The organism is Arthrobacter sp. zg-Y844 (assembly GCF_024385465.1).
Lineage (GTDB): Bacteria > Actinomycetota > Actinomycetes > Actinomycetales > Micrococcaceae > Arthrobacter_B.
In genome coordinates this window covers 92,681-110,894 of the sequence record NZ_JANFLS010000002.1, presented here as the reverse complement: position 1 = coordinate 110,894, position 18,214 = coordinate 92,681, and the positions used below count along the sequence as shown (strand labels likewise).

Genomic DNA, 18,214 nt, shown 5'->3' with positions numbered 1-18,214 from the left:
GGATTAGTCATTTGAAAAGTGCAAAACTCGCCGTTCTGGCCCTCCTCGCCGTTTCGCTGACAGCAGGAGGGCTTCCGGCACAGGAGTACGCCGTCCCCGGCGAACCCGCGGCCACACAGGTCCCCGCCGATCCCGGCGCCGCCACCCTGCCTCCCTCTCCTGCGCCCGACGCCGGCAGCGCCGTCGCGGAAGCCGTGCCGGGGGCTGAACCGACGCCATCCGCCCCGCTGACCGCCGCCCCGGCTGAGGAACATCCCGCCGACGGCGAAGAAAGCCACACGGACACGGCCGAATCCGGGGATGAGCTCGGGTACGACCCCGTGGTCGGCGGGGGCTTCCCGGTCCCCGGTCCCAACACTCCGATGGTCACGGACCCGGACGGGACCGTGCGTTCCGCCGTGGAGACGGACATCTCCGCAGCGCATGACCACGGCGCCTCTGCCTTCAGCAGCGCGGCCGGCGGTGCAAGCACGATGGGTGCCGCTGCCCGCAGCGGGACGATCAACATCACGCTCGTGTACGCCACGCTTACCGATAACCGGGGCGCGGTGAATGAAGCCGGAGCACTTAACTCGATGACCGCGGCCAACCAGTACTGGCGTGCCATGTCCAACGGCCGGCTGGGCGTGCTCCATACCAGCACCCGCGCCATCAACAGCTCCGCCAATTCCCGGCAGGACTACGCCGACATGATGAATACCATCAAGCGTGACCTCGGATGGCGGGACAGCGCCAACAATGCCCTGCTGGTCTTTGTGCCGGCCGGCGATCTCAAGAGCGGGGGGTACGGCGGCATCCTCGGCGGCGGCTGGACTTCCGGTCCCACCAGCGGTTCGGTGTTGATGCCGCAGCCTTCGGGCTTCACCAACAACGTGGTGACGCACGAATTCGGCCACGTACTGGGCCTGCTGCACGCCAACAGCCTCAAATGCAACAACGGCCGATCCGATATCGGTGTCGGCTCCAACGGCGCTTGGGCCGACGGTTCCTGCACCTCGCGTGAGTACGGAGACACTTCCGATCTCATGGGTTACGCACAGTATCCTTCGCCGGCCATTAATTCGTATTTCTGGGACGCCGGCGGTTTCGGCCGCGGCGACGAGATCTACAACGCCGGTACACCCGGATCCTCGATCACATACACCCTGAGGCCCTGGGCCGGCTCTTCCGCGCAGCGTGCGGTGAAATTCAGGGATTCCTCCGGCGAGACCTATTACCTCGAGCTTCGGCTTCCGGTGGGATATGACGAGTCCACGGCTGTCGGCGGCAACCGCGGCGTGAAGATCGTCAAGCCGGACCTGGCGAACGACTGGGCCGTGAATTCCCTGGTTATTGCACCCAACACCCGGGATTTCAGCGGTTATACCAATGCCAACAGCACCTGGCAGGCCGGCCAGACCTTCACCTCGCATTCCGGCACAACGGTGCACGTCAACTGGATCAGCGGCGAAGCCGCGTCCGTCACGGTGACCGGCGGCGTCGCCGCTCGTGCCGGAGCCCCGATCGACGAAGCCCGCAGGGCGCACCCGGAGCTGGGCAACGCGATCGGCGATATCCGCGGCGGGTTGAAGGACGGCGGGGCCTACCAGGACTTCCAAAACGGAGCCATCATCTGGTCCCCCAACACAGGTGCACGCGTTTCCACCGGAGCGATCCGCTCCGCCTGGGCGTCCACGGGTTTCGACGCCGGCTACCTCGGCCTTCCCACCAGTGACGAGGTCTACGGCCTGCCCAACGGCGGCGCCTACCAGGATTACCAGGGCGGCGCCATTATCTGGTCGCCCGCCACCGGGGCGCGGATCTCCAAGAACGGCCCGATCCGCACCGAGTGGGGCTACACCGGTTTTGAACGCAGCTACCTTGGCTATCCCACGAGCAACGAAATAGGCGGACTGCCCAACGGCGGAACCTACCAGGACTTCCAGAACGGAGCCATCATCTGGTCTCCGGCCACGGGCGCGCGCGTTTCCCGGAACGGACCCATCCGTGAAGCCTGGCGCCGTTCCGGCTTCGAGAACAGCCCCATCGGCTACCCGACGACAAACCAGGTGACGCTCGCAGACGGCGGCACCTCCCAGGAGTACCAGCGCGGAACCATCATCCACTCCCCTGCGTCCGGGGCCTGGATCGTCACGGGTGCCGTCCGGAATGTCTGGCGTGCCGCCGGAGCGGAAAAGTCGGACCTCAAATATCCCGTGGGCAATGAAGTCCTGATGGGGACCCAGGGCACCTACCAGGACTACCAGGGCGGTGCCATGATCTGGTCCGCTGCGACCGGAGCACAGATCTCCAAGAACGGCCCCATCCGCTCGGCCTGGGGCGCCACGGGCTTCAACGCCAGCTACCTCGGGCTTCCCACCGGCCCGGAGACAAGCATGGGCACTCAGGGGAAATACCAGGACTACCAGGGCGGCGCGATCATCTGGTCGGAGAAGACCGGGGCCAGGATCTCCCGGAACGGTCCCATCCGCTCGGCCTGGGGCGCCACAGGCTTCAACGCCGGTCCGCTGGGCCTGCCGACCGGGGAGGAACGGGCCATGGGCACCCAGGGCAGCTACCAGGACTACGAAGGCGGAGCCATCATCTGGTCTGCAAAGACCGGAGCCCAGGTGTCCTTGAACGGACCGATCCGCTCAGCCTGGGGTTCCACGGGCTTCAACTCCGGCTATCTGGGGCTTCCCACCGGAGGGGAACGGAGCATGGGAGCGCAGGGCAAGTACCAGGACTATGAGGGCGGCGCGATCATCTGGTCCCAGAAGACCGGGGCGCAGATCTCGAAGAACGGGGCAATTCGTTCAGCCTGGGGCTCCACCGGTTTCAACTCGGGCTACCTCGGACTGCCGACCAGCGGAGAAAAATCCTCCAACGGCGGAACCACACAGGAATACGAGGGCGGCACCATCCTCTCCTCCGCCGGCACGGGAACGCATATCCTCGCAAACGGACCCGTCCGGGACGCCTACCGTGCGCAGGGCGCGGAGACGGGACGTCTCGGATACCCGACCTCCGGTCCGACCGCGGCCGCAGGCGGTGCAACGGTCCAGAGCTTCAAGGGCGGAAAGATCACCCGGGATGCCGACGGCAAGGTACAGGTCAGCTACAACTAGCGGCTGACGGCAGGACACACCGGAACGGCGGATTGCTCTTTGCAATCCGCCGTTCCGTGCTTTGGAAGGGTGCTTGGCGATGAGAGACTGTTGCACAAGATCACTAGTGTGGAAGATTCTTGCAAACACCATGAATCCGCCGCACTCCTTGTCCTTGAGAAAGGCCCAACCTTGCCAGGTATGAATCTCACGCGCTCCGAAGCCCGTGAACGTGCAGAACTCCTCGACGTCGAGTCCTACGACGTCAACCTCGACCTGACCCGGGGAGAGGCGGTGTTCGGCAGCACGACCGTCGTCCGGTTCTCCGCCCGCCCCGGGACCTCGACCTTCATCGACGCGGTCACCGACACGGTTCACCGGATCACGCTCAACGGCGTGTCCCTGGACCCGGCGGAGGTGTCCGACGGCGTGCGGATCTCCCTGCCGAACCTCGCCGAGTCCAACGAACTCGTGGTGGACGCGGACGCCCGCTACATGAACACCGGTGAGGGCCTGCACCGTTTCGTGGACCCCGTGGACAACGAGGTCTACCTTTATTCGCAGTTCGAGGTTCCGGACTCCCGCCGGATGTTCGCGGTCTTCGAACAGCCGGATTTGAAGGCCACCTTCCGCTTCACGGTCACCGCGCCGTCGCACTGGGACGTCATTTCCAACTCCCCCACCCCGGAACCCGTTGCCGCCGGCGACCTGACGGACGCCAGTCCGCGCTCCACCTGGTCCTTCGAACCCACGCCGCGGATCTCCTCCTACATCACCGCGCTGATCGCAGGTCCGTACCAGTCCGTCCGCAGCGAGCTGACCAGTTCCGACGGACGCACCATCCCCCTGGGTGTCTTTGCCCGCCGGTCCCTGATGCAGTTCATGGACGCGGAGAACATCTTCGAACTCACCCGCCAGGGCTTCGCCTTCTACGAGGAGCAGTTCGGCACGCCGTACCCGTTCGAAAAGTATGACCAGCTCTTCGTGCCCGAGTTCAACGCCGGGGCCATGGAAAACGCCGGTGCCGTGACCTTCCTCGAGAGCTATGTCTTCCGTTCCCGGGTCACCGAAGCCACCGTGGAACGCCGCGCCGTGACGATCCTGCACGAACTGGCGCACATGTGGTTCGGCGACCTGGTCACGATGCGCTGGTGGAACGACCTGTGGCTGAATGAATCCTTCGCAGAGTTCATGTCCACCCTCGCCGCTGCCGAGGCCACCGAGTTCAAGCAGTCCTGGACCACGTTCGCCTCGTTGGAAAAGGCCTGGGCCTACCGCCAGGACCAGCTGCCCACCACGCACCCGATCGTCGCCGAAATCCGGGACCTGGAAGACGTCCAGGTCAACTTCGACGGCATCACCTACGCCAAGGGCGCTTCCGTGCTCAAGCAGCTGGTGGCCTGGGTCGGACAGGATAAGTTCATGGCCGGCGTGCGCGAGTACTTCGGCAAGCACTCCTGGCAGAACACCGAGCTGTCGGATCTGCTGTCGGAGCTGGAAACAGCCAGCGGCCGGGACCTGTCCGACTGGTCCGCGAAGTGGCTGGAGACTGCCGGCGTAAACACCCTGCGTCCGGAGTTCGAGACCGATGAGGACGGTACCATCACGTCCTTCGCCGTGCTGCAGAGCGCTATCGAGGAATACCCCACCCTTCGCCCGCACCGCCTGGCGATCGGCTTCTACAACCCGGACGCGGACGGCCGGCTGCAGCGCACGCACCGCGTGGAGCTCGACGTCGACGGCGAACGCACCGAAGTTTCCGAACTCATCGGCCAGCCGCGCCCGGCCCTGCTGCTGCTCAACGACGACGACCTTGCCTACGCAAAGATCCGCCTGGACGCCGCCTCGCAGCACACCGCCACCCGCAGCCTGCGCAACATTGCGGATTCCCTCCCCCGGACGCTCGTGTGGGCCTCCGCCTGGGACGCAGCGCGGGACGCCGAGATCCCCGCCCGCAACTACGTGGAACTGGTCCTGCAGAACATCGCCTCCGAGTCCGACTCGACCGTTGTCCAGGTGCTGCTGCGCCAGCTGGCCACCACCCTGGCCTTCTACGTCAGCCCCAAGGACCGCGGTCCCATGACCGTTGCCGCTGCGGAGAGTCTCTGGGAGTTGGCTTCGGCAGCGGAGCCGGGCTCCGATTCACAGCTGCAGTTCGTCAAGGCCTTCGCCGCCCACGCCTCGTCGGACGAGCAGCTGGACGCGCTGGCAGGTCTGTTCACCGGCGAGCAGTCCCTTGAGGGGCTGGCTGTCGACGCGGACCTGCGCTGGGAGCTGCTCACCGGTCTCGTGGCCGGAGGCCGGCTGGGCACAGCGGACATCGACGCGGAACTCGAGCGCGATGCCACCGCCACGGGTGCCCTTGCAGCGGCCATGGCCCGTGCGGCCATCCCCACGGCAGAAGCCAAGGCAGCGGCCTGGGAAGCGATCGTGGAGCGCTCCGACATGCCCAACGCCGCGCAGCGTTCGGCCATCGCCGGATTCATGCGGGTCCACGACACCGGCCTGCTGGAACCGTACGCACAGAAGTACTTTGCCTCGATCCGCGACGTGTGGGCCAGCCGCACCCATGAGATCGCCCAGCAGATCGCCGTCGGCCTCTATCCGTCCCGGCTGACGCGCCAGGACACGGTGGACACCACCGATGCCTTCCTCGCCGATCTGGGCGGGGACTCGCCCTCGCTGCGACGGCTGGTCCTGGAAAGCCGCGACGGCGTGGTCCGCGCCCTGAAGGCGCAGCAGGCCGACCGGTAACACCTTGCCGCCGCGGTTCCCTTCCATCCAACGGCTCAGACGGTAGCTTGGAGAACGTGAATCTCTCCGAACACCGTTACACGCTCGACCTGGAATGGACGGGAAACCGCGGCGACGGGACCGCTTCCTACCGCGGCTACGGCCGCGACCACATCATCCGCGCCCCCGGACTGCCTGACCTGCCCGGAACGGCGGATCCCACCTTCCACGGCGACCGGGACCGCTGGAACCCCGAGCAGCTTCTGCTGGCCGCACTGGCCCAGTGCCACATGCTTTCCTACCTGCACGTGGCGGTCCGAAACGGCATCAGGGTGCTCGCCTATGAGGACTCCCCGGAGGGGCTGCTGCGGCTCAACCGGGACGGCAGCGGTGAGTTCACCACAGCCGTGCTTCGTCCCAAGGTGACTATCGACGGCGGCGCGGGGCCGGCCGCCGTCGAACTGGCAGCCGGGCCGATGCACGCCGAGGCGAACCGGCTGTGCTTCATTGCGCGGAGCGTCAATTTCCCGGTGGAGCACCGGCCCCGGACGCTGACCGTGCCCGAGCTGCCCTCCGGGCACGGCCGGCACGGGTAGCCTTAACCGCAGACCACTGTCCGGCTACACAAAGGTGAACGGCTACCCGTGCTTTCCGCTTCCGAAATTGACCTCTCTTCAGTGACCGTCAATGATTTCGACTTTTCCGGCCTGATCGAGGCTGCCTTTATTGTCCTGGCCGCCACGGGCGTGTGGTTTGTCGCGCGTTTCCTGATCAACCGGCTGGTGGCGCGCGCCCAGAAGGGCTATTCGCTGCTGCACTCCTCCAAGATCAAGTGGGCGCAGCCGGTGATGCGCAACCTGGACAAGAAACGCCGCGCCCAGCGCGCAGACACCATCGGCGCCCTGCTGCGCAGCGCCGTCAACGTTTCCATCTGGACCGTCGCGATCATCATGGTCCTGGATGCCGTCGGCATCAACATCGCCCCGCTGCTGGCCAGTGTCGGCATTGTCGGCATCGCCCTCGGTTTCGGCGCGCGGGAACTCATCCGCGACGCCCTGGCCGGGTTCTTCATCACCATTGAGGACCAGTACGGAATCGGCGACGTCATCGAAGTCGGCGACACCGCCGGAACGGTGCAGTCCGTGGGCATCCGGATCACGCGGATCATCGATGACCGCGGCGTCATCTGGTACATCCGCAACGGCGAGATCGCCAAGATCGGCAACCGCTCCCAGGGCACGTACCTGGGCGAAACACCGGCAGAACCGGAGGAACCGGCGAAGGCCGGCGCGCTCAAGGACGGCATGGCCGCCAATGACTGAACCGTCGCCTGAAACGGCACCCCAGGCGCCCCCGAGCGCGGCATCCCTGCCGCTGCAGCCGGCGCAGCAGCCCACGCTGCAGCCGCAGGCTTTCCAGCAGCCGCAGTACACGGACAACTTCTATGAGGCCGTGGGCGGGCATCCCACGTTCGTGAAACTCGTGGACGTGTTCTATGCCGGAGTGGCGGAGGACCCCCTGATGCGGCCGATGTATCCCGAGGAAGACCTCGGGCCGGCCAAGGAACGCCTGCTCCTGTTCCTCGAGCAGTACTGGGGCGGCCCGAAGACCTACGGTGAGCAGCGCGGGCACCCCCGCCTGCGGATGCGGCACATGCCCTTCATCGTCACCCCCGCGGCGCGGGACGCCTGGCTGCGGCACATGCGTGCCGCCGTCGACTCCCTCGAGCTCTCACCCCTGCACGAGGGGACCCTCTGGGATTACCTGGAGCGGGCTGCCCACTCCATGGTCAATTCGGCCTGATCCGCCGCCGCGGCAGGCCTACAGGACCGCCGGCAACCGGGTCAGGACGTGCCCGAGCGGGGTACTCAGCCGCAGCCAGCGCCCGTTGCTGAACAGGGAGGCGTCGGTCTCGGGTCCGTCGGCGGGCAGGAAGCCGAGGGACAGCGCCGCAAAGGCAGCCCCTGCGGGCACCGGCGTTTCGGTTCCGCCCATGGGCTGCGCCCAGACCCGTGTCCGGGCACTGTGCACGACGGCGGCTCCCGGACTCTGGGGCAGCATCGCCGCGACCTCGCGGATTCCGCGGTGTGCCGTCTGCTCGAGCAGCTGTACCGGAACCCGGCCGGCCGGCTGCCAGCCCGAACGCGGTGCCAGGATGCCCGCCCACGTTTCGCGCACGGTCATCGGCGGCACGGGAAGCACGGTGTCTGCGGTTCCCATCCGGGCGAGCCGGTCCCCCACTGCCGACAGCTGGACCGTGGCGTCCACCTCCGCCGGAGCAGCCAGCGGCATGGTCCGCAGGCCCAGCACGGTCGGCGTGTCTTCCCCGAGGATCCGGGGGCGCAGGACGCAGACATAGGCGGCCAGGACACTGCCCACGGCCTGCAGGCGGACCGCGCCGTCGTCGGCCGTTCGGGCACGGGCCACGAAGTTGCGCAGATCGGCCGTGACCTGCGGATCCGCCAGCCGGAGTTCGCTGTCCATCTAGTTCCCCTGTCCGGCAGGAACGGCTGCACGGAACGGCACGGGCTCGCCCATCCACGCCTGGAGCACTTCCCGCTGCTCGTCCGTGAGCGGGGTGGGCCTGCCGGTGGCAGCCTCCACCTGCACCATGGCAGCTTCGGCGTAGGCGTACACCGTCGCCGGGTCTTCATCCGCCACGCGGAAACCGTAGGCAAGGCTGCTGGAGCCGATCCGGGTCACCCAGACGTCCACCCAGACAGGTTCCTTCCGGTGAAGCAACGGCGACACGTACTCGATTTCCTGCCGGACCACGTATGTTGCCGTCCGGTCCCCGGACAGGTCCCGGAAGCTACCCGGCCCGCCCGCACCGGCCGGAAGCGGCAGCAGGCCCAGCTGGACCCGCGCTTCCTCGAGGAACTGGACGAACCGAACGTTGTTGATGTGGCCGTTGGGATCTTGGTCGCCGAACCGAAGCTGGACGGGGAAACGATGCACAGACATCCCCCCATCTTTCCAGAGAGTGAGGTTTGCCCTAAAACGCAGGCCACCGGCGGCCGCACTGGTTACTGACCGGTACGTTTAAGCTAGAAGTGTTCCACGGTTCCTGCCTCAGGCAGCACCGCCTTTCCTGCTAGGAGATAGTCCCTCATGTCCATTGATGAATCCTTCGATCCGACCGCGTCCCTGCTCGAGCTCCTGAACCTTAGCTGGGCCGACGGCGCGAAGACCGACGAGGACATTTTTGTCGGGGGTTCCCAGGCAGAACCGCGCAAGCGGGTCTTCGGCGGACAGGTGCTGGGCCAGTCCCTTGTTGCTGCGGCCCGCACCGTTCCCGAAGACCGGATCATGCACTCCATGCACGGGTACTTCCTCCGCCCCGGCGACACCGAGGTACCCATTACCTTCGGTGTGGAACGGCTGCGGGACGGCCGCTCCTTCTCCGCCAGGCGCAGCCACGCCTACCAGAACGGCAAGCCGATCCTGTCCATGATCGCTTCCTTCCAGGTTCCCGATTCGGGGGTGGACCACCAGGAGGAGATGCCCGCCGGCATCCCCGAGCCGGAGGACCTGCCGACCACTGCCGAACTGCTGAAGGACTTCGACCACCCGGTGGCCGCAGCGTGGTCCCACCGGCGTCCCATGGACATCCGCCACGTAATGGACCCGGTCTACGTTCGCGCCGGACGGGAAAAGACCCCGCACAACGCCGTCTGGATGAAGACCTTCAAGCCAATGCCCGACGGCGAGAACCTCCACCGCGCGGCCCTGGCCTACGCCAGCGACTACACCCTGCTGGAACCGGTGCTGCGCGGTCACGGGCTTGCCTGGACCACCCCGGGCATGAGCATTGCCAGCCTGGACCACGCCATGTGGTGGCACCGGCCGGTACGGGTGGATGACTGGCTGCTCTACGTCCAGGAATCCCCCAGCGCTTCCGCCGCGCGGGGGCTGTCCACCGGACGGATCTTCAACCGAAGCGGTGAACTGGTGGCCACCGTTGCCCAGGAAGGCATGGTCCGCGTCCCGCAGTAAGCACTGCTGACCCTGCACGAAAAGAGCTCCGCTTCCCCGAAGGGAAGCGGAGCTCTTTTTTCTCGGGCTGCGCCGGACTTAGTCGCGGGTCAGGCGGCGGTGCGTCACACGGTGCGGCTTGGCTGCATCCGGGCCGAGGCGTTCGATCTTGTTCTGCTCATAGGACTCGAAGTTGCCCTCGAACCAGTACCAGTTCGCCGGGTTTTCCTCGGTGCCCTCGAAGGCGAGGATGTGGGTGGCCACACGGTCCAGGAACCACCGGTCGTGCGAGACCACCACGGCGCAGCCGGGGAATTCCAGCAGCGCGTTTTCGAGGCTGGACAGGGTTTCGACGTCCAGGTCGTTAGTGGGCTCATCGAGCAGGAGCAGGTTTCCGCCCTGCTTCAGGGTCATGGCCAGGTTCAGCCGGTTGCGCTCACCACCGGAAAGCACGCCGGCCTTCTTCTGCTGGTCCGGGCCCTTGAACCCGAAAGCGGAGACATAGGCGCGGGACGGCATTTCCACCTGTCCCACCTGGATCCAGTCGTGCCCCTCGGAAACGACCTCCCACAGGCTCTTCTCCGGGTCGATGCCGCCGCGGGACTGGTCCACGTAGGAGATCTTCACGGAGTCGCCGATCTTCAGCTCACCGCCGTCGAGCTCTTCCAGACCGACGATGGTCTTGAACAGGGTGGACTTACCCACGCCGTTCGGGCCGATGACGCCGACGATGCCGTTGCGCGGAAGCGAGAAGGACAGTCCGTCGATCAGCTGCCGGTCGCCGAAGCCCTTCTGCAGGCCCTTGGCTTCCAGCACGAGGGAGCCCAGGCGCGGGCCCGGCGGGATCTGGATTTCTTCGAAGTCCAGCTTGCGGGTGCGGTCCGCCTCGGCTGCCATTTCCTCGTAGCGGGCCAGACGGGCCTTGGACTTCGTCTGGCGGCCCTTCGCGTTGGACCGGACCCAGTCCAGCTCATCGGTGAGGCGCTTGGCCAGCTTCTGGTCCTTTTTGCCCTGGACTTCCAGGCGTGCGCGCTTCTTTTCCAGGTACGTGGAGTAGTTGCCCTCGTACGGGTACAGATGTCCGCGGTCCACTTCGGCGATCCACTGGGCCACGTGGTCCAGGAAGTACCGGTCGTGGGTCACGGCCAGGACGGCGCCGTGGTAAGCGGAGAGGTGCTGCTCAAGCCAGAGCACGCTCTCGGCGTCCAGGTGGTTGGTGGGCTCATCGAGGAGCAGCAGGTCCGGCTTCTGCAGCAGCAGCTTGCAGAGCGCCACGCGGCGGCGCTCACCGCCGGAGAGGAGGGTGACATCGGCTTCGGGCGGCGGGCAGCGCAGGGCGTCCATGGCCTGTTCGAGCTGGGAATCAATGTCCCAGGCATCGGCGGCGTCAATGGCTTCCTGCAGCTTGCCCATTTCCTCAAGCAGGCTGTCGAAGTCCGCGTCCGGCTGCGACATCTCTTCGGAGATTTCGTTGAACCGCTGGATCTTGCCGTAGATCTCGCCAACGCCCTCCTGGACGTTGCCGAGTACGGTCTTTTCCTCATTCAGCGGCGGCTCCTGGAGCAGGATGCCCACCGTGTAGCCGGCGCTGAGCCGGGCCTCACCGTTGGAGGGGGTGTCCAGTCCAGCCATGATCTTGAGGATGGTGGACTTACCCGCACCGTTGGGACCCACCACGCCGATCTTGGCACCGGGGTAGAAGGACATGCTTACGTCGTCGAGGATAACTTTGTCGCCAACGGCCTTGCGGGCCTTGGTCATCGTGTAGATAAATTCCGCCATATCTACAAGGCTAATGTGTCAGCGCCGATATGTACCATTTCCCGGCGTCGGGCCCGGGCGGTTACCCCTGCGCTGCGGCCGGGGAGACCGGGCCTCCAGGGTGTCCGGATCCCTGCAGGTTGTCCCCGCAAGTTGTCCGGATCCCCGCAGCATGTCCCCGCAGGTTGTCCGGATCCCCGCAGGTTGTCCCCGCAAGTTGTCCGGATCCCCGCAGTATGTCCGGATCCCTGCAGGTTGTCCCCGCAAGTTGTCCGGATCCCCGCAGTATGTCCGGATCCCTGCACCGCGCGGCGCAGGAATTGCCACAGACCGCAGGGATCACAACAAACCGAAGGGGCTTTCCCCGGCTGAGTCGGCCTGCCGGTCCGGACAGCTGATCCGACTCCGCGCCGGTGCCTGCATGGGGGTTGATTCCGGTGTCAGTTCCCGGTCAGTTCCCGGTCAGTTCCCGACGAAGCATCCGCCGCCGGACAACACCGGCAACACTGTGACGTAGGCCGACCCGTCCCGGACCTCACCGAAAATGCATTCCCCGTCCTGCACAGCCGCAGCCTGGATCGAGTCAACCTCCAGGCCGGTCGGGGTGCTGTCAGCCGAAACTTCCACCGATCCCGCCGGGAAGCCGGCCGCGGCAAACGCCGCAGCCACCGCTTCCCCGTCCGGCAGCGAATCCGAATCAGCCAGCTTTCCCAACTCGGATTCCAGTACTTCGGTGATCGCGGCATGGGGCGAGGGTGTCTCCGCCGAGGTCGATCCCGGCGCGGTCGATCCCGCCGGCGCAGGTTCCTCGGTGTTTTTCCCTTGCCATCCGCAGCCGGAAAGCCCGACCGCGAGCGCCAGGAACCCGGCCGCCATGCCAGCGGCGGGAGGGGTCGGTCGGGCTCTGCGGCGGGGGTTCATCCGGCGATTGTGCCACGTATTACGCTGCGCGGACAAAAGGGGTCCCGGGATATAGGGGTGCGCTCTCAATACGGCGCGGCAGCTCCTTCACGGGCAGCCTTCGTGGTTTCCGCCTGTTTGTCCTCCGCGGCCAGGCTGTCCCCGGCGACGGCATCAAGAAGTTCACCGGTCAGCGCATCAATCCGACCCAGGGACTCCGCGGACTCAAGATCCTCGTGAGACCCGGGCCCGGCGGCGTCGTCCGTTCCTGCTCCGCCGGCCATCCCGCCGTCGATACCGCCGCCGACGCCGGATGCGTCGCTGCCGGCGGACGTGGTGCGGCGGAAGCTGGCGGTCCCCCACATCAGGTCATGGCCCACCGTGTCGGCGTCAATGTCGGCGCTGGTGCCGCTGCGACCGTCCTCCGTGACCCACTGCCGCAGGCGCAGCCGGCCGGTCACTACTACCCGGTCCCCCTTGTGGATGCTGAACGCGGCGTTGGTGGCCAGCTGGCGGAACAGGCTGACGGCGTACCAGTTTGTCTGTCCGTCCTGCCATCCCCCGGTGTCACGGTCATACCGGCGCTCCGTGGTGCACATTCGAAAGCTCGCCACCGCGAGTCCATTGTCAGTGGTGTTCTGACGGAGGTCGGTGGCAACGTAGCCCCGGAGCGTAATGGTGTCACTCATGTTTTCCTGCCTTCGGTTCGGTACCGCGGCGCCTGTGCTTTGACGATGCGCAGTGTCGCCCTCATGCGTTCCGGCTGGTCCGCCGGTGCGTGCGAGTCTTCACCGATGTGCGTGCGCGTGCCCTCGGGAAGGGCCGGAATGTGGACCGCGTAAGGCGGGAAGGGGCACTGCCGGTCCTGTGGAGGAAGAGCTGTCAGTCCCCGGACCATGTGCCCTGCCTCGGCGAACGTCATGCCAAGAAGGTGGGGTCGCCGCGGACCGATGGGACGGCCGGCGGGGCGTTTACGCGGGCTTGGCGTCGCCGGGCAGCCAAAGCGCGAAGCCCACGCCGCCGCCGGGGCGCTGCAACAGATCCTGCTGAGTGCCCCCGGCGCGACTCGAACGCGCAACCTACGGATTAGAAGGCCGTTGCTCTATCCATTGAGCTACGGGGGCAACCACACGATGATACTACGGACGCCGCAGGCTCCCGTCCGAGTCCGTTCCCGCACCCCGCTGCTGCGGGCCGCCCGTCCCGGGCTAATACCCGCCGCCACCGTCCCGGATTTGGCTCCTCGAAGTCCCCGGCCCGGCTCCTCGAAAAACTTCTGCGGAAATTATCGCCGGTTCTGCATCCAAGACGATCCCACCGGAAGTAGTAGGGGTGTAAGTCACGGAACCCGTACCCGAAAGGTGCGGCAGATCAAGGAGCTCAGACCATGCGCAAGACCGCTACCGCTCTCGCGACCCTCGGACTGGGTGCCGCCGCAGCCTTCTCGGCTGTACCGGCATCCGCTGCTGATTCCGACACGGCAAAACTGTCGGTACTGCACGGCGTCCCGGACACTCCCGTGGACGTCTACGTCAACGGCACGCTTACCCTGGATGACTTCATGCCCGGTGATCTTGCCGGGCCGCTGGAGCTGCCGGGCGGCAACTACCAGCTGGCCATCACGGCCGCCGACGCCGCCGACGCCTCCGCCCCGATCATCGGCCCGGTCTCGGCTGACCTGGCAGCGGGAGGCAACTACACCGCCACCGCCAACCTGGATGCCTCGGGCAACCCGACGGCAAACCTGTTCACCAATGACACATCCGCCGTCGACGCGGGCAAGTCACGCCTGACCGTCCGCCACGTGGCCGCCGCACCGGCCGTCGACGTCCTGGCCGGCGGCACACCGGTGATCGAGGGCCTCACCAACCCCAATGAGAAAGCGCTGACCGTGGATGCCGGAACGGTTTCCGCTTCGGTCGCTGCAGCCGGCACCACCACTCCGGTGATCGGTCCGGCAGATCTCGCCCTGGCCGAAGGCACGAACACGATTGTCTACGCGTGGGGTTCGCTCGAAGCAGGAAACCTGGCCCTCGCCACCCAGACCATCGAGGGGCTGCACTCCGCGCCGCACGCGGTTCCGGGTGCACTGGAGCAGGTTGCCCAGTCCGGGGATGACCAGACCATGACGGCGGCTGCCGCTGTCGGCGGCGTCGCGCTGCTCACCTTGGGTGCCGCCCTGCTGCGCCGCCGTTCCACGGTCAGCGACAGCTAAGCAGCACCCGCCCGATCCCCCGGTGCTGCGGCGCACCCCCTTTCCGCGCCGCAGCACCGGGGCCACCCTTTTCCGGAGGTCCATCCATGCCCGTTGTTCCCCTGCGACGTTTCGCCGCAGCGGCTTGCCTCTCCGCCGGCATCCTGGGCGGTACGGCGGCCTGCAGCGGCGCCCCCGAGACCGCTTCCCCGGCGGATTCGGTAACGACGGCGCCCGCGCCGGCGTCGACGGCGGCACCAACCGTCCCCGCCACTGACATACCCGTGCGGCCCGCCGTACCTACCCCGGCGGAAGCCGTTCCCGAGCCCGTGCGGGTCAGCGTGGAAGGAACCGGCATCGAGCTGGAGGTGATCCCGGTGGGGCAGGAAGCGAACGGAGCCATGACGCTGCCGGACAACCATTACCAGGCCGGCTGGTACCGCTACGGACCCGCGCCCGGATCCTCCCGCGGGGCAGCGGTGCTGGCCGCCCATGTGGACTCACGCACCGAGGAACTTCCCATCGCGGGCTTGGACGATGTCCCTGCCGGCACCCCCGTGACCGTGACCCGCAGCGACGGAACCGTCGTGAAATACACGACCGAAAAGGTGCAGAACATTCCCAAGGCATCACTCGACGAATTTAATCTCTTCGACCGTGACGGTGCACCGCGGCTGGAACTGGTAACGTGCGGCGGTAGATGGCTGGACTCGGTAGGTGACTATGAAGACAACGTTGTGCTCACCGCCGTACCCGTACCATAGTGGCTACCTCAGAGAGCTGCCGCATACCGGACGCAGCCCCGCACGGCAGGAGAACGGCACTGATGCCCACGGGCGCCTCAGATCGCGACGCCGCGATGGACCATGCCTTTGCGGCAGGGGACGAAGCGGCGCTGGCAGAGGCCTACCGTCGGTTCTCGCCCCTGATCCGCGCGCTGGCGATGCGCAAACTGCTCGATCAGGGCGCAGCCGACGACGCCGTGCAGGAAGTGTTCATCCGGGCTTGGAAATACCGGGACAGCTACGCACCGGACCGCTCCACCCTCGCCGCCTGGCTGGTAGGGATCGGACGGAACGTGGCGGTCGGCATGGCCACTGCCCGGGGCCGTTCTTCGGAAACCCTGATGGAAGTTCCGGAGTCCGGCAGGAACCCGGTTCCGCCCGCCGGTCCTGATCCCGACGGCGTGGCAGACCGCGTGGTGCTTGATGCAGAACTGGCCAGGCTCGGGGAACCCCAGGGTTCCATCCTCCGCCTGGCCTTTCATGAAGACCTGACACATCAGCAGATATCGGAAACACTGAAACTCCCGTTGGGTACCGTAAAGAGCCATATTCGAAGAAGCCTTGTCCAACTCCGGCAGCGATTGGAGGTCAGCGATGCAGCATCTGCCACCTGAAGCGCTGGCCCTGTGCGCCCTCGGCGAGGCCGGTCCACAGGACACGGCGCACCTCGACAACTGCGCCGAGTGCACCGCCGAGGTCACCGCGCTGCAGCGCGTTGTGACCGCCGGAAGGACCACGTCAGTTCCCGAGGGGCTCCCCCGGCCGCCGTCGTCGGTCTGGGACTCCATCCATGCCCGGTTGGGACTCGGGGATGCCGTGCGCGCCGATCCCTTTGACGCCGATCCCCTTGCCGCGGCTCCGTCCGGAGAGGCTGCGTCCGGAGAGACTCCGTCCGATGAGGCTGCGTCCAATGAGGCTGCGCAGGCATCGTCTCCATCCGACAAGAACGCCGAGACCGGATCGGCGCCGTCTCCGGCAACGCTGCAGTCACCCCCGACAGGGTCGACGCCGGTTCCGCTGGAAGCCGCCCGGAAGCGCCGCGAACGACGTCGGCTGCCGCAGGTCCTCGGTGCCGCTGCTGCGGCCGTGGTGCTGGCAGCTGCGGGCACCTGGGGTGTCTCCCGGATCCTGGCAGACCGCAGCGAAGTTATTGCCGCGGTGGAGCTGGCCCCCTTGCCTGCCTATTCGGAAACGGGTCGGGCCGAGGTGGACCAGCGTTCCGACGGCGGACGCGAGCTGGTAGTCACGGCGAGCGGATCCGATGCCCAGGGGTTCCGCGAAGTCTGGCTGATCGCCCCTGACGTGCAGCGCATGGTCAGTCTGGGGACGATGGAGGGCACGGAAGGCCGGTTCACCATTCCGGCTAATCTTGACCTCGATGAGTACCCAATTGTTGATATCTCGGACGAGCCCTTTGACGGCAACCCCACCCATTCCGGCGATTCCATCCTGCGCGGGGTCCTCGAGCTCTAAGCCCGCACCGGCGGCCGTCCGTGGATGAGTCCCTGGGCGTCGCCGCCGAGTGGTGGTCGCGGGTCCTGGCCGGCTTCGACCGCGTTCCGGCCGTGGAACCCGAGCCCGGGGTGCTGCTGATGATTGCCGCCGCTGCCGCACTGCTGAGCGTTCCCCGGACAACGTGGCGGTGGTTCGGGCTATTCGTGACATTTGTCCATGAACTCGGCCATGCCTTCGCGGCACTGATGACCGGGCAGGTAGTGAAGGGCATCCGCCTCCGCTTTGACCACTCAGGAGACATGCGTTCCCTGGGGAGGGGCGGTTTCCCAGCGGCGTGGGCCGGCTTCTGGGGCTACCCCGTTCCGGCCGTGGTCGGGGCCGTCCTGGTGCTGGCAGCGCTCGGCGGCTGGTCGGGTGCGGCACTGTCGCTCAGCGCCCTGGTCCTGGTTGCCGCCCTGCTGTTCATCCGAAACGGCCAGGGGTTCGTGATTGCTTTCGGCTGCGCGTCCGTCTCGGTGCTGCTGGTCTGGTTCGCTGCCCCGCCGGTGGCGGGCTATGTGGCCATGTGTACCGGTATCGCGCTCCTGGTGGGCGCTGTCCGGGACTGGCTCAATGTGCTGAGCGTCCACACACGCCGGCGCCGGAACCTTGAAAGCTCCGACGCCTACATCCTCTTCCGGCGTACCGGGGTTCCTGCCGCCCTGTGGCTGGCGGGATTCGCCCTGGTCATTGCCGCTTCGCTCGCGACGGCGGTGTTCGCCGCGCTGGGTGCCTAGTCCGACCGCGGGCCTAGGCCTGGGGAGCGGGGAACGTCACCCGCAGCTCGAGCCGGTGCTGGCCGTCTTCTTCCTGCGTGTAGATGGCCTTGCCGGAGATGCCGGCGAGATCGTCGGTGCCGGAACCTGGAATGATGTGCCCGGAGCTCGCCGTCGCAGTCCCCTCGGCCAGCCCCCAGTGCTGGATGACCATGGTTCCGGAGCGGCCCGCTATGGTTCCGGCAAAGACCTCGGAGCCCACATAGCCGGCCCCCACGGAGTTGCCGGCCATAATCAGGTCCGCGACGGACGTCCCGGTGATGTCACCCTCGTAGATCTTCACCGCCCGAACCGTGGAGAGTTCGCTGTTGGTTCCTTCCACCTGGTACGGCGTGGGTTCCCACTCCGAAACGTCGAAATCCGCCACAATCACTTCTTCAGTTAGGTCGGTCATTACTCCAGTATCCCGTGTCCGACGGCGGATTGCATGCCGGGTGCCGCGCTTGGGTAGCCTTATCGCTGTGCACGGACGCGGCACGGCAACGGATTTACCTAAGGAGCACCACCCTC

General features: G+C 66.6%; 17 protein-coding genes and 1 tRNA gene. 11 read left to right on the top strand and 7 right to left on the bottom strand.

Annotated elements, in window-relative coordinates; genetic code table 11:
- Nucleotides 1–11: 11 nt before the first annotated feature.
- From NNX35_RS07260 to NNX35_RS07240, 5 genes are all read left to right on the top strand, one after another.
- Nucleotides 12–3,107 carry a zinc-dependent metalloprotease family protein gene (locus NNX35_RS07260; protein ID WP_255867384.1) on the top strand — a complete coding sequence of 1,032 codons (3,096 nt, stop codon included), beginning with the start codon at nt 12–14 and terminating at the stop codon, nt 3,105–3,107.
- 180 nt (nt 3,108–3,287) lie between these two features.
- Complete coding sequence (gene pepN, locus NNX35_RS07255) at nt 3,288–5,840, top strand: aminopeptidase N (protein WP_255867383.1); 2,553 nt, start codon at nt 3,288–3,290, stop codon at nt 5,838–5,840.
- 56 nt (nt 5,841–5,896) lie between these two features.
- Complete coding sequence (locus tag NNX35_RS07250) at nt 5,897–6,415, top strand: OsmC family protein (protein ID WP_255867382.1); 519 nt, start codon at nt 5,897–5,899, stop codon at nt 6,413–6,415.
- Nucleotides 6,416–6,463: 48 nt separating this feature from the next.
- Nucleotides 6,464–7,141: a mechanosensitive ion channel family protein gene (locus NNX35_RS07245; RefSeq protein ID WP_255766465.1), complete on the top strand. Its 678-nt coding sequence runs from the start codon at nt 6,464–6,466 to the stop codon at nt 7,139–7,141.
- Complete coding sequence (locus NNX35_RS07240; RefSeq protein WP_255766466.1) at nt 7,134–7,622, top strand: globin; 489 nt, start codon at nt 7,134–7,136, stop codon at nt 7,620–7,622. The genes NNX35_RS07245 and NNX35_RS07240 overlap by 8 nt, the downstream gene beginning before the upstream one ends.
- Nucleotides 7,623–7,640: 18 nt before the next feature.
- Here the strand turns inward: NNX35_RS07240 and NNX35_RS07235 are convergent, their stop codons facing one another.
- Nucleotides 7,641–8,303 carry a hypothetical protein gene (locus tag NNX35_RS07235; RefSeq protein ID WP_255867381.1) on the bottom strand — a complete coding sequence of 221 codons (663 nt, stop codon included), beginning with the start codon at nt 8,301–8,303 and terminating at the stop codon, nt 7,641–7,643.
- The gene (locus NNX35_RS07230) at nt 8,304–8,783 is read right to left on the bottom strand and encodes a thioesterase family protein (RefSeq protein WP_255867380.1); all 480 of its coding nucleotides are present in this window, start codon (nt 8,781–8,783) and stop codon (nt 8,304–8,306) included.
- A 147-nt stretch (nt 8,784–8,930) separates the two neighbouring features.
- Here NNX35_RS07230 and NNX35_RS07225 point away from each other — a divergent pair, with 147 nt between their 5' ends.
- Entirely contained in the window at nt 8,931–9,815 is an 885-nt protein-coding gene (locus tag NNX35_RS07225) for an acyl-CoA thioesterase II (RefSeq protein ID WP_255867379.1), read from the top strand.
- 78 nt (nt 9,816–9,893) lie between these two features.
- On the opposite strand, the gene ettA is transcribed toward NNX35_RS07225, so the two are convergent.
- The 4 genes from ettA to NNX35_RS07205 all read right to left on the bottom strand — a co-directional run bounded on the left by ettA (nt 9,894) and on the right by NNX35_RS07205 (nt 13,579).
- Nucleotides 9,894–11,576, bottom strand: a complete 1,683-nt coding sequence (ettA, locus tag NNX35_RS07220; protein ID WP_227921013.1) for an energy-dependent translational throttle protein EttA — start codon at nt 11,574–11,576, stop codon at nt 9,894–9,896.
- 441 nt (nt 11,577–12,017) lie between these two features.
- Entirely contained in the window at nt 12,018–12,431 is a 414-nt protein-coding gene (locus NNX35_RS07215; RefSeq protein WP_255867378.1) for a hypothetical protein, read from the bottom strand.
- Between the two features lie 110 nt (nt 12,432–12,541).
- Complete coding sequence (locus tag NNX35_RS07210; protein WP_255867377.1) at nt 12,542–13,144, bottom strand: single-stranded DNA-binding protein; 603 nt, start codon at nt 13,142–13,144, stop codon at nt 12,542–12,544.
- Between the two features lie 362 nt (nt 13,145–13,506).
- Nucleotides 13,507–13,579: transfer RNA gene (locus tag NNX35_RS07205), tRNA-Arg, on the bottom strand.
- Nucleotides 13,580–13,842: 263 nt separating this feature from the next.
- Here NNX35_RS07205 and NNX35_RS07200 point away from each other — a divergent pair.
- The 5 genes from NNX35_RS07200 to NNX35_RS07180 all read left to right on the top strand — a co-directional run bounded on the left by NNX35_RS07200 (nt 13,843) and on the right by NNX35_RS07180 (nt 17,665).
- Nucleotides 13,843–14,670: a DUF4397 domain-containing protein gene (locus NNX35_RS07200; protein ID WP_255766472.1), complete on the top strand. Its 828-nt coding sequence runs from the start codon at nt 13,843–13,845 to the stop codon at nt 14,668–14,670.
- Nucleotides 14,671–14,756: 86 nt separating this feature from the next.
- Nucleotides 14,757–15,413 (top strand): class F sortase, encoded by a 657-nt coding sequence (locus NNX35_RS07195; protein ID WP_255867376.1) that lies wholly within the window; start codon nt 14,757–14,759, stop codon nt 15,411–15,413.
- Nucleotides 15,414–15,475: 62 nt separating this feature from the next.
- Nucleotides 15,476–16,048 carry an RNA polymerase sigma factor gene (locus NNX35_RS07190; RefSeq protein WP_255766475.1) on the top strand — a complete coding sequence of 191 codons (573 nt, stop codon included), beginning with the start codon at nt 15,476–15,478 and terminating at the stop codon, nt 16,046–16,048.
- A complete protein-coding gene (locus NNX35_RS07185) occupies nt 16,029–16,907 on the top strand; it encodes an anti-sigma factor (protein WP_255867375.1) in 879 nt (292 codons plus the stop codon). Before NNX35_RS07190 ends, NNX35_RS07185 begins: the two co-directional genes overlap by 20 nt.
- 20 nt (nt 16,908–16,927) lie before the next feature.
- Nucleotides 16,928–17,665 carry a M50 family metallopeptidase gene (locus NNX35_RS07180; protein WP_255867374.1) on the top strand — a complete coding sequence of 246 codons (738 nt, stop codon included), beginning with the start codon at nt 16,928–16,930 and terminating at the stop codon, nt 17,663–17,665.
- 13 nt (nt 17,666–17,678) lie between these two features.
- Here NNX35_RS07180 and NNX35_RS07175 read toward each other — a convergent pair whose 3' ends face one another.
- Nucleotides 17,679–18,098 carry a DUF3224 domain-containing protein gene (locus tag NNX35_RS07175; protein WP_255766478.1) on the bottom strand — a complete coding sequence of 140 codons (420 nt, stop codon included), beginning with the start codon at nt 18,096–18,098 and terminating at the stop codon, nt 17,679–17,681.
- Between the last annotated feature and the right edge of the window lie 116 nt (nt 18,099–18,214).

What these genes read in the sequence shown, in the direction of transcription:
- NNX35_RS07200 (WP_255766472.1), top strand. Translation starts at nt 13,843, where the DNA reads ATGCGCAAGACCGCTACCGCTCTCGCGACCCTCGGACTGGGTGCCGCC.
- NNX35_RS07240 (WP_255766466.1), top strand. Translation starts at nt 7,134, where the DNA reads ATGACTGAACCGTCGCCTGAAACGGCACCCCAGGCGCCCCCGAGCGCG.
- NNX35_RS07235 (WP_255867381.1), bottom strand. Translation starts at nt 8,303, where the DNA reads ATGGACAGCGAACTCCGGCTGGCGGATCCGCAGGTCACGGCCGATCTG.
- NNX35_RS07195 (WP_255867376.1), top strand. Translation starts at nt 14,757, where the DNA reads ATGCCCGTTGTTCCCCTGCGACGTTTCGCCGCAGCGGCTTGCCTCTCC.
- NNX35_RS07210 (WP_255867377.1), bottom strand. Translation starts at nt 13,144, where the DNA reads ATGAGTGACACCATTACGCTCCGGGGCTACGTTGCCACCGACCTCCGT.
- ettA (WP_227921013.1), bottom strand. Translation starts at nt 11,576, where the DNA reads ATGGCGGAATTTATCTACACGATGACCAAGGCCCGCAAGGCCGTTGGC.
- NNX35_RS07175 (WP_255766478.1), bottom strand. Translation starts at nt 18,098, where the DNA reads ATGACCGACCTAACTGAAGAAGTGATTGTGGCGGATTTCGACGTTTCG.
- NNX35_RS07185 (WP_255867375.1), top strand. Translation starts at nt 16,029, where the DNA reads ATGCAGCATCTGCCACCTGAAGCGCTGGCCCTGTGCGCCCTCGGCGAG.
- pepN (WP_255867383.1), top strand. Translation starts at nt 3,288, where the DNA reads ATGAATCTCACGCGCTCCGAAGCCCGTGAACGTGCAGAACTCCTCGAC.
- NNX35_RS07190 (WP_255766475.1), top strand. Translation starts at nt 15,476, where the DNA reads ATGCCCACGGGCGCCTCAGATCGCGACGCCGCGATGGACCATGCCTTT.
- NNX35_RS07230 (WP_255867380.1), bottom strand. Translation starts at nt 8,783, where the DNA reads ATGTCTGTGCATCGTTTCCCCGTCCAGCTTCGGTTCGGCGACCAAGAT.
- NNX35_RS07225 (WP_255867379.1), top strand. Translation starts at nt 8,931, where the DNA reads ATGTCCATTGATGAATCCTTCGATCCGACCGCGTCCCTGCTCGAGCTC.
- NNX35_RS07215 (WP_255867378.1), bottom strand. Translation starts at nt 12,431, where the DNA reads ATGGCGGCCGGGTTCCTGGCGCTCGCGGTCGGGCTTTCCGGCTGCGGA.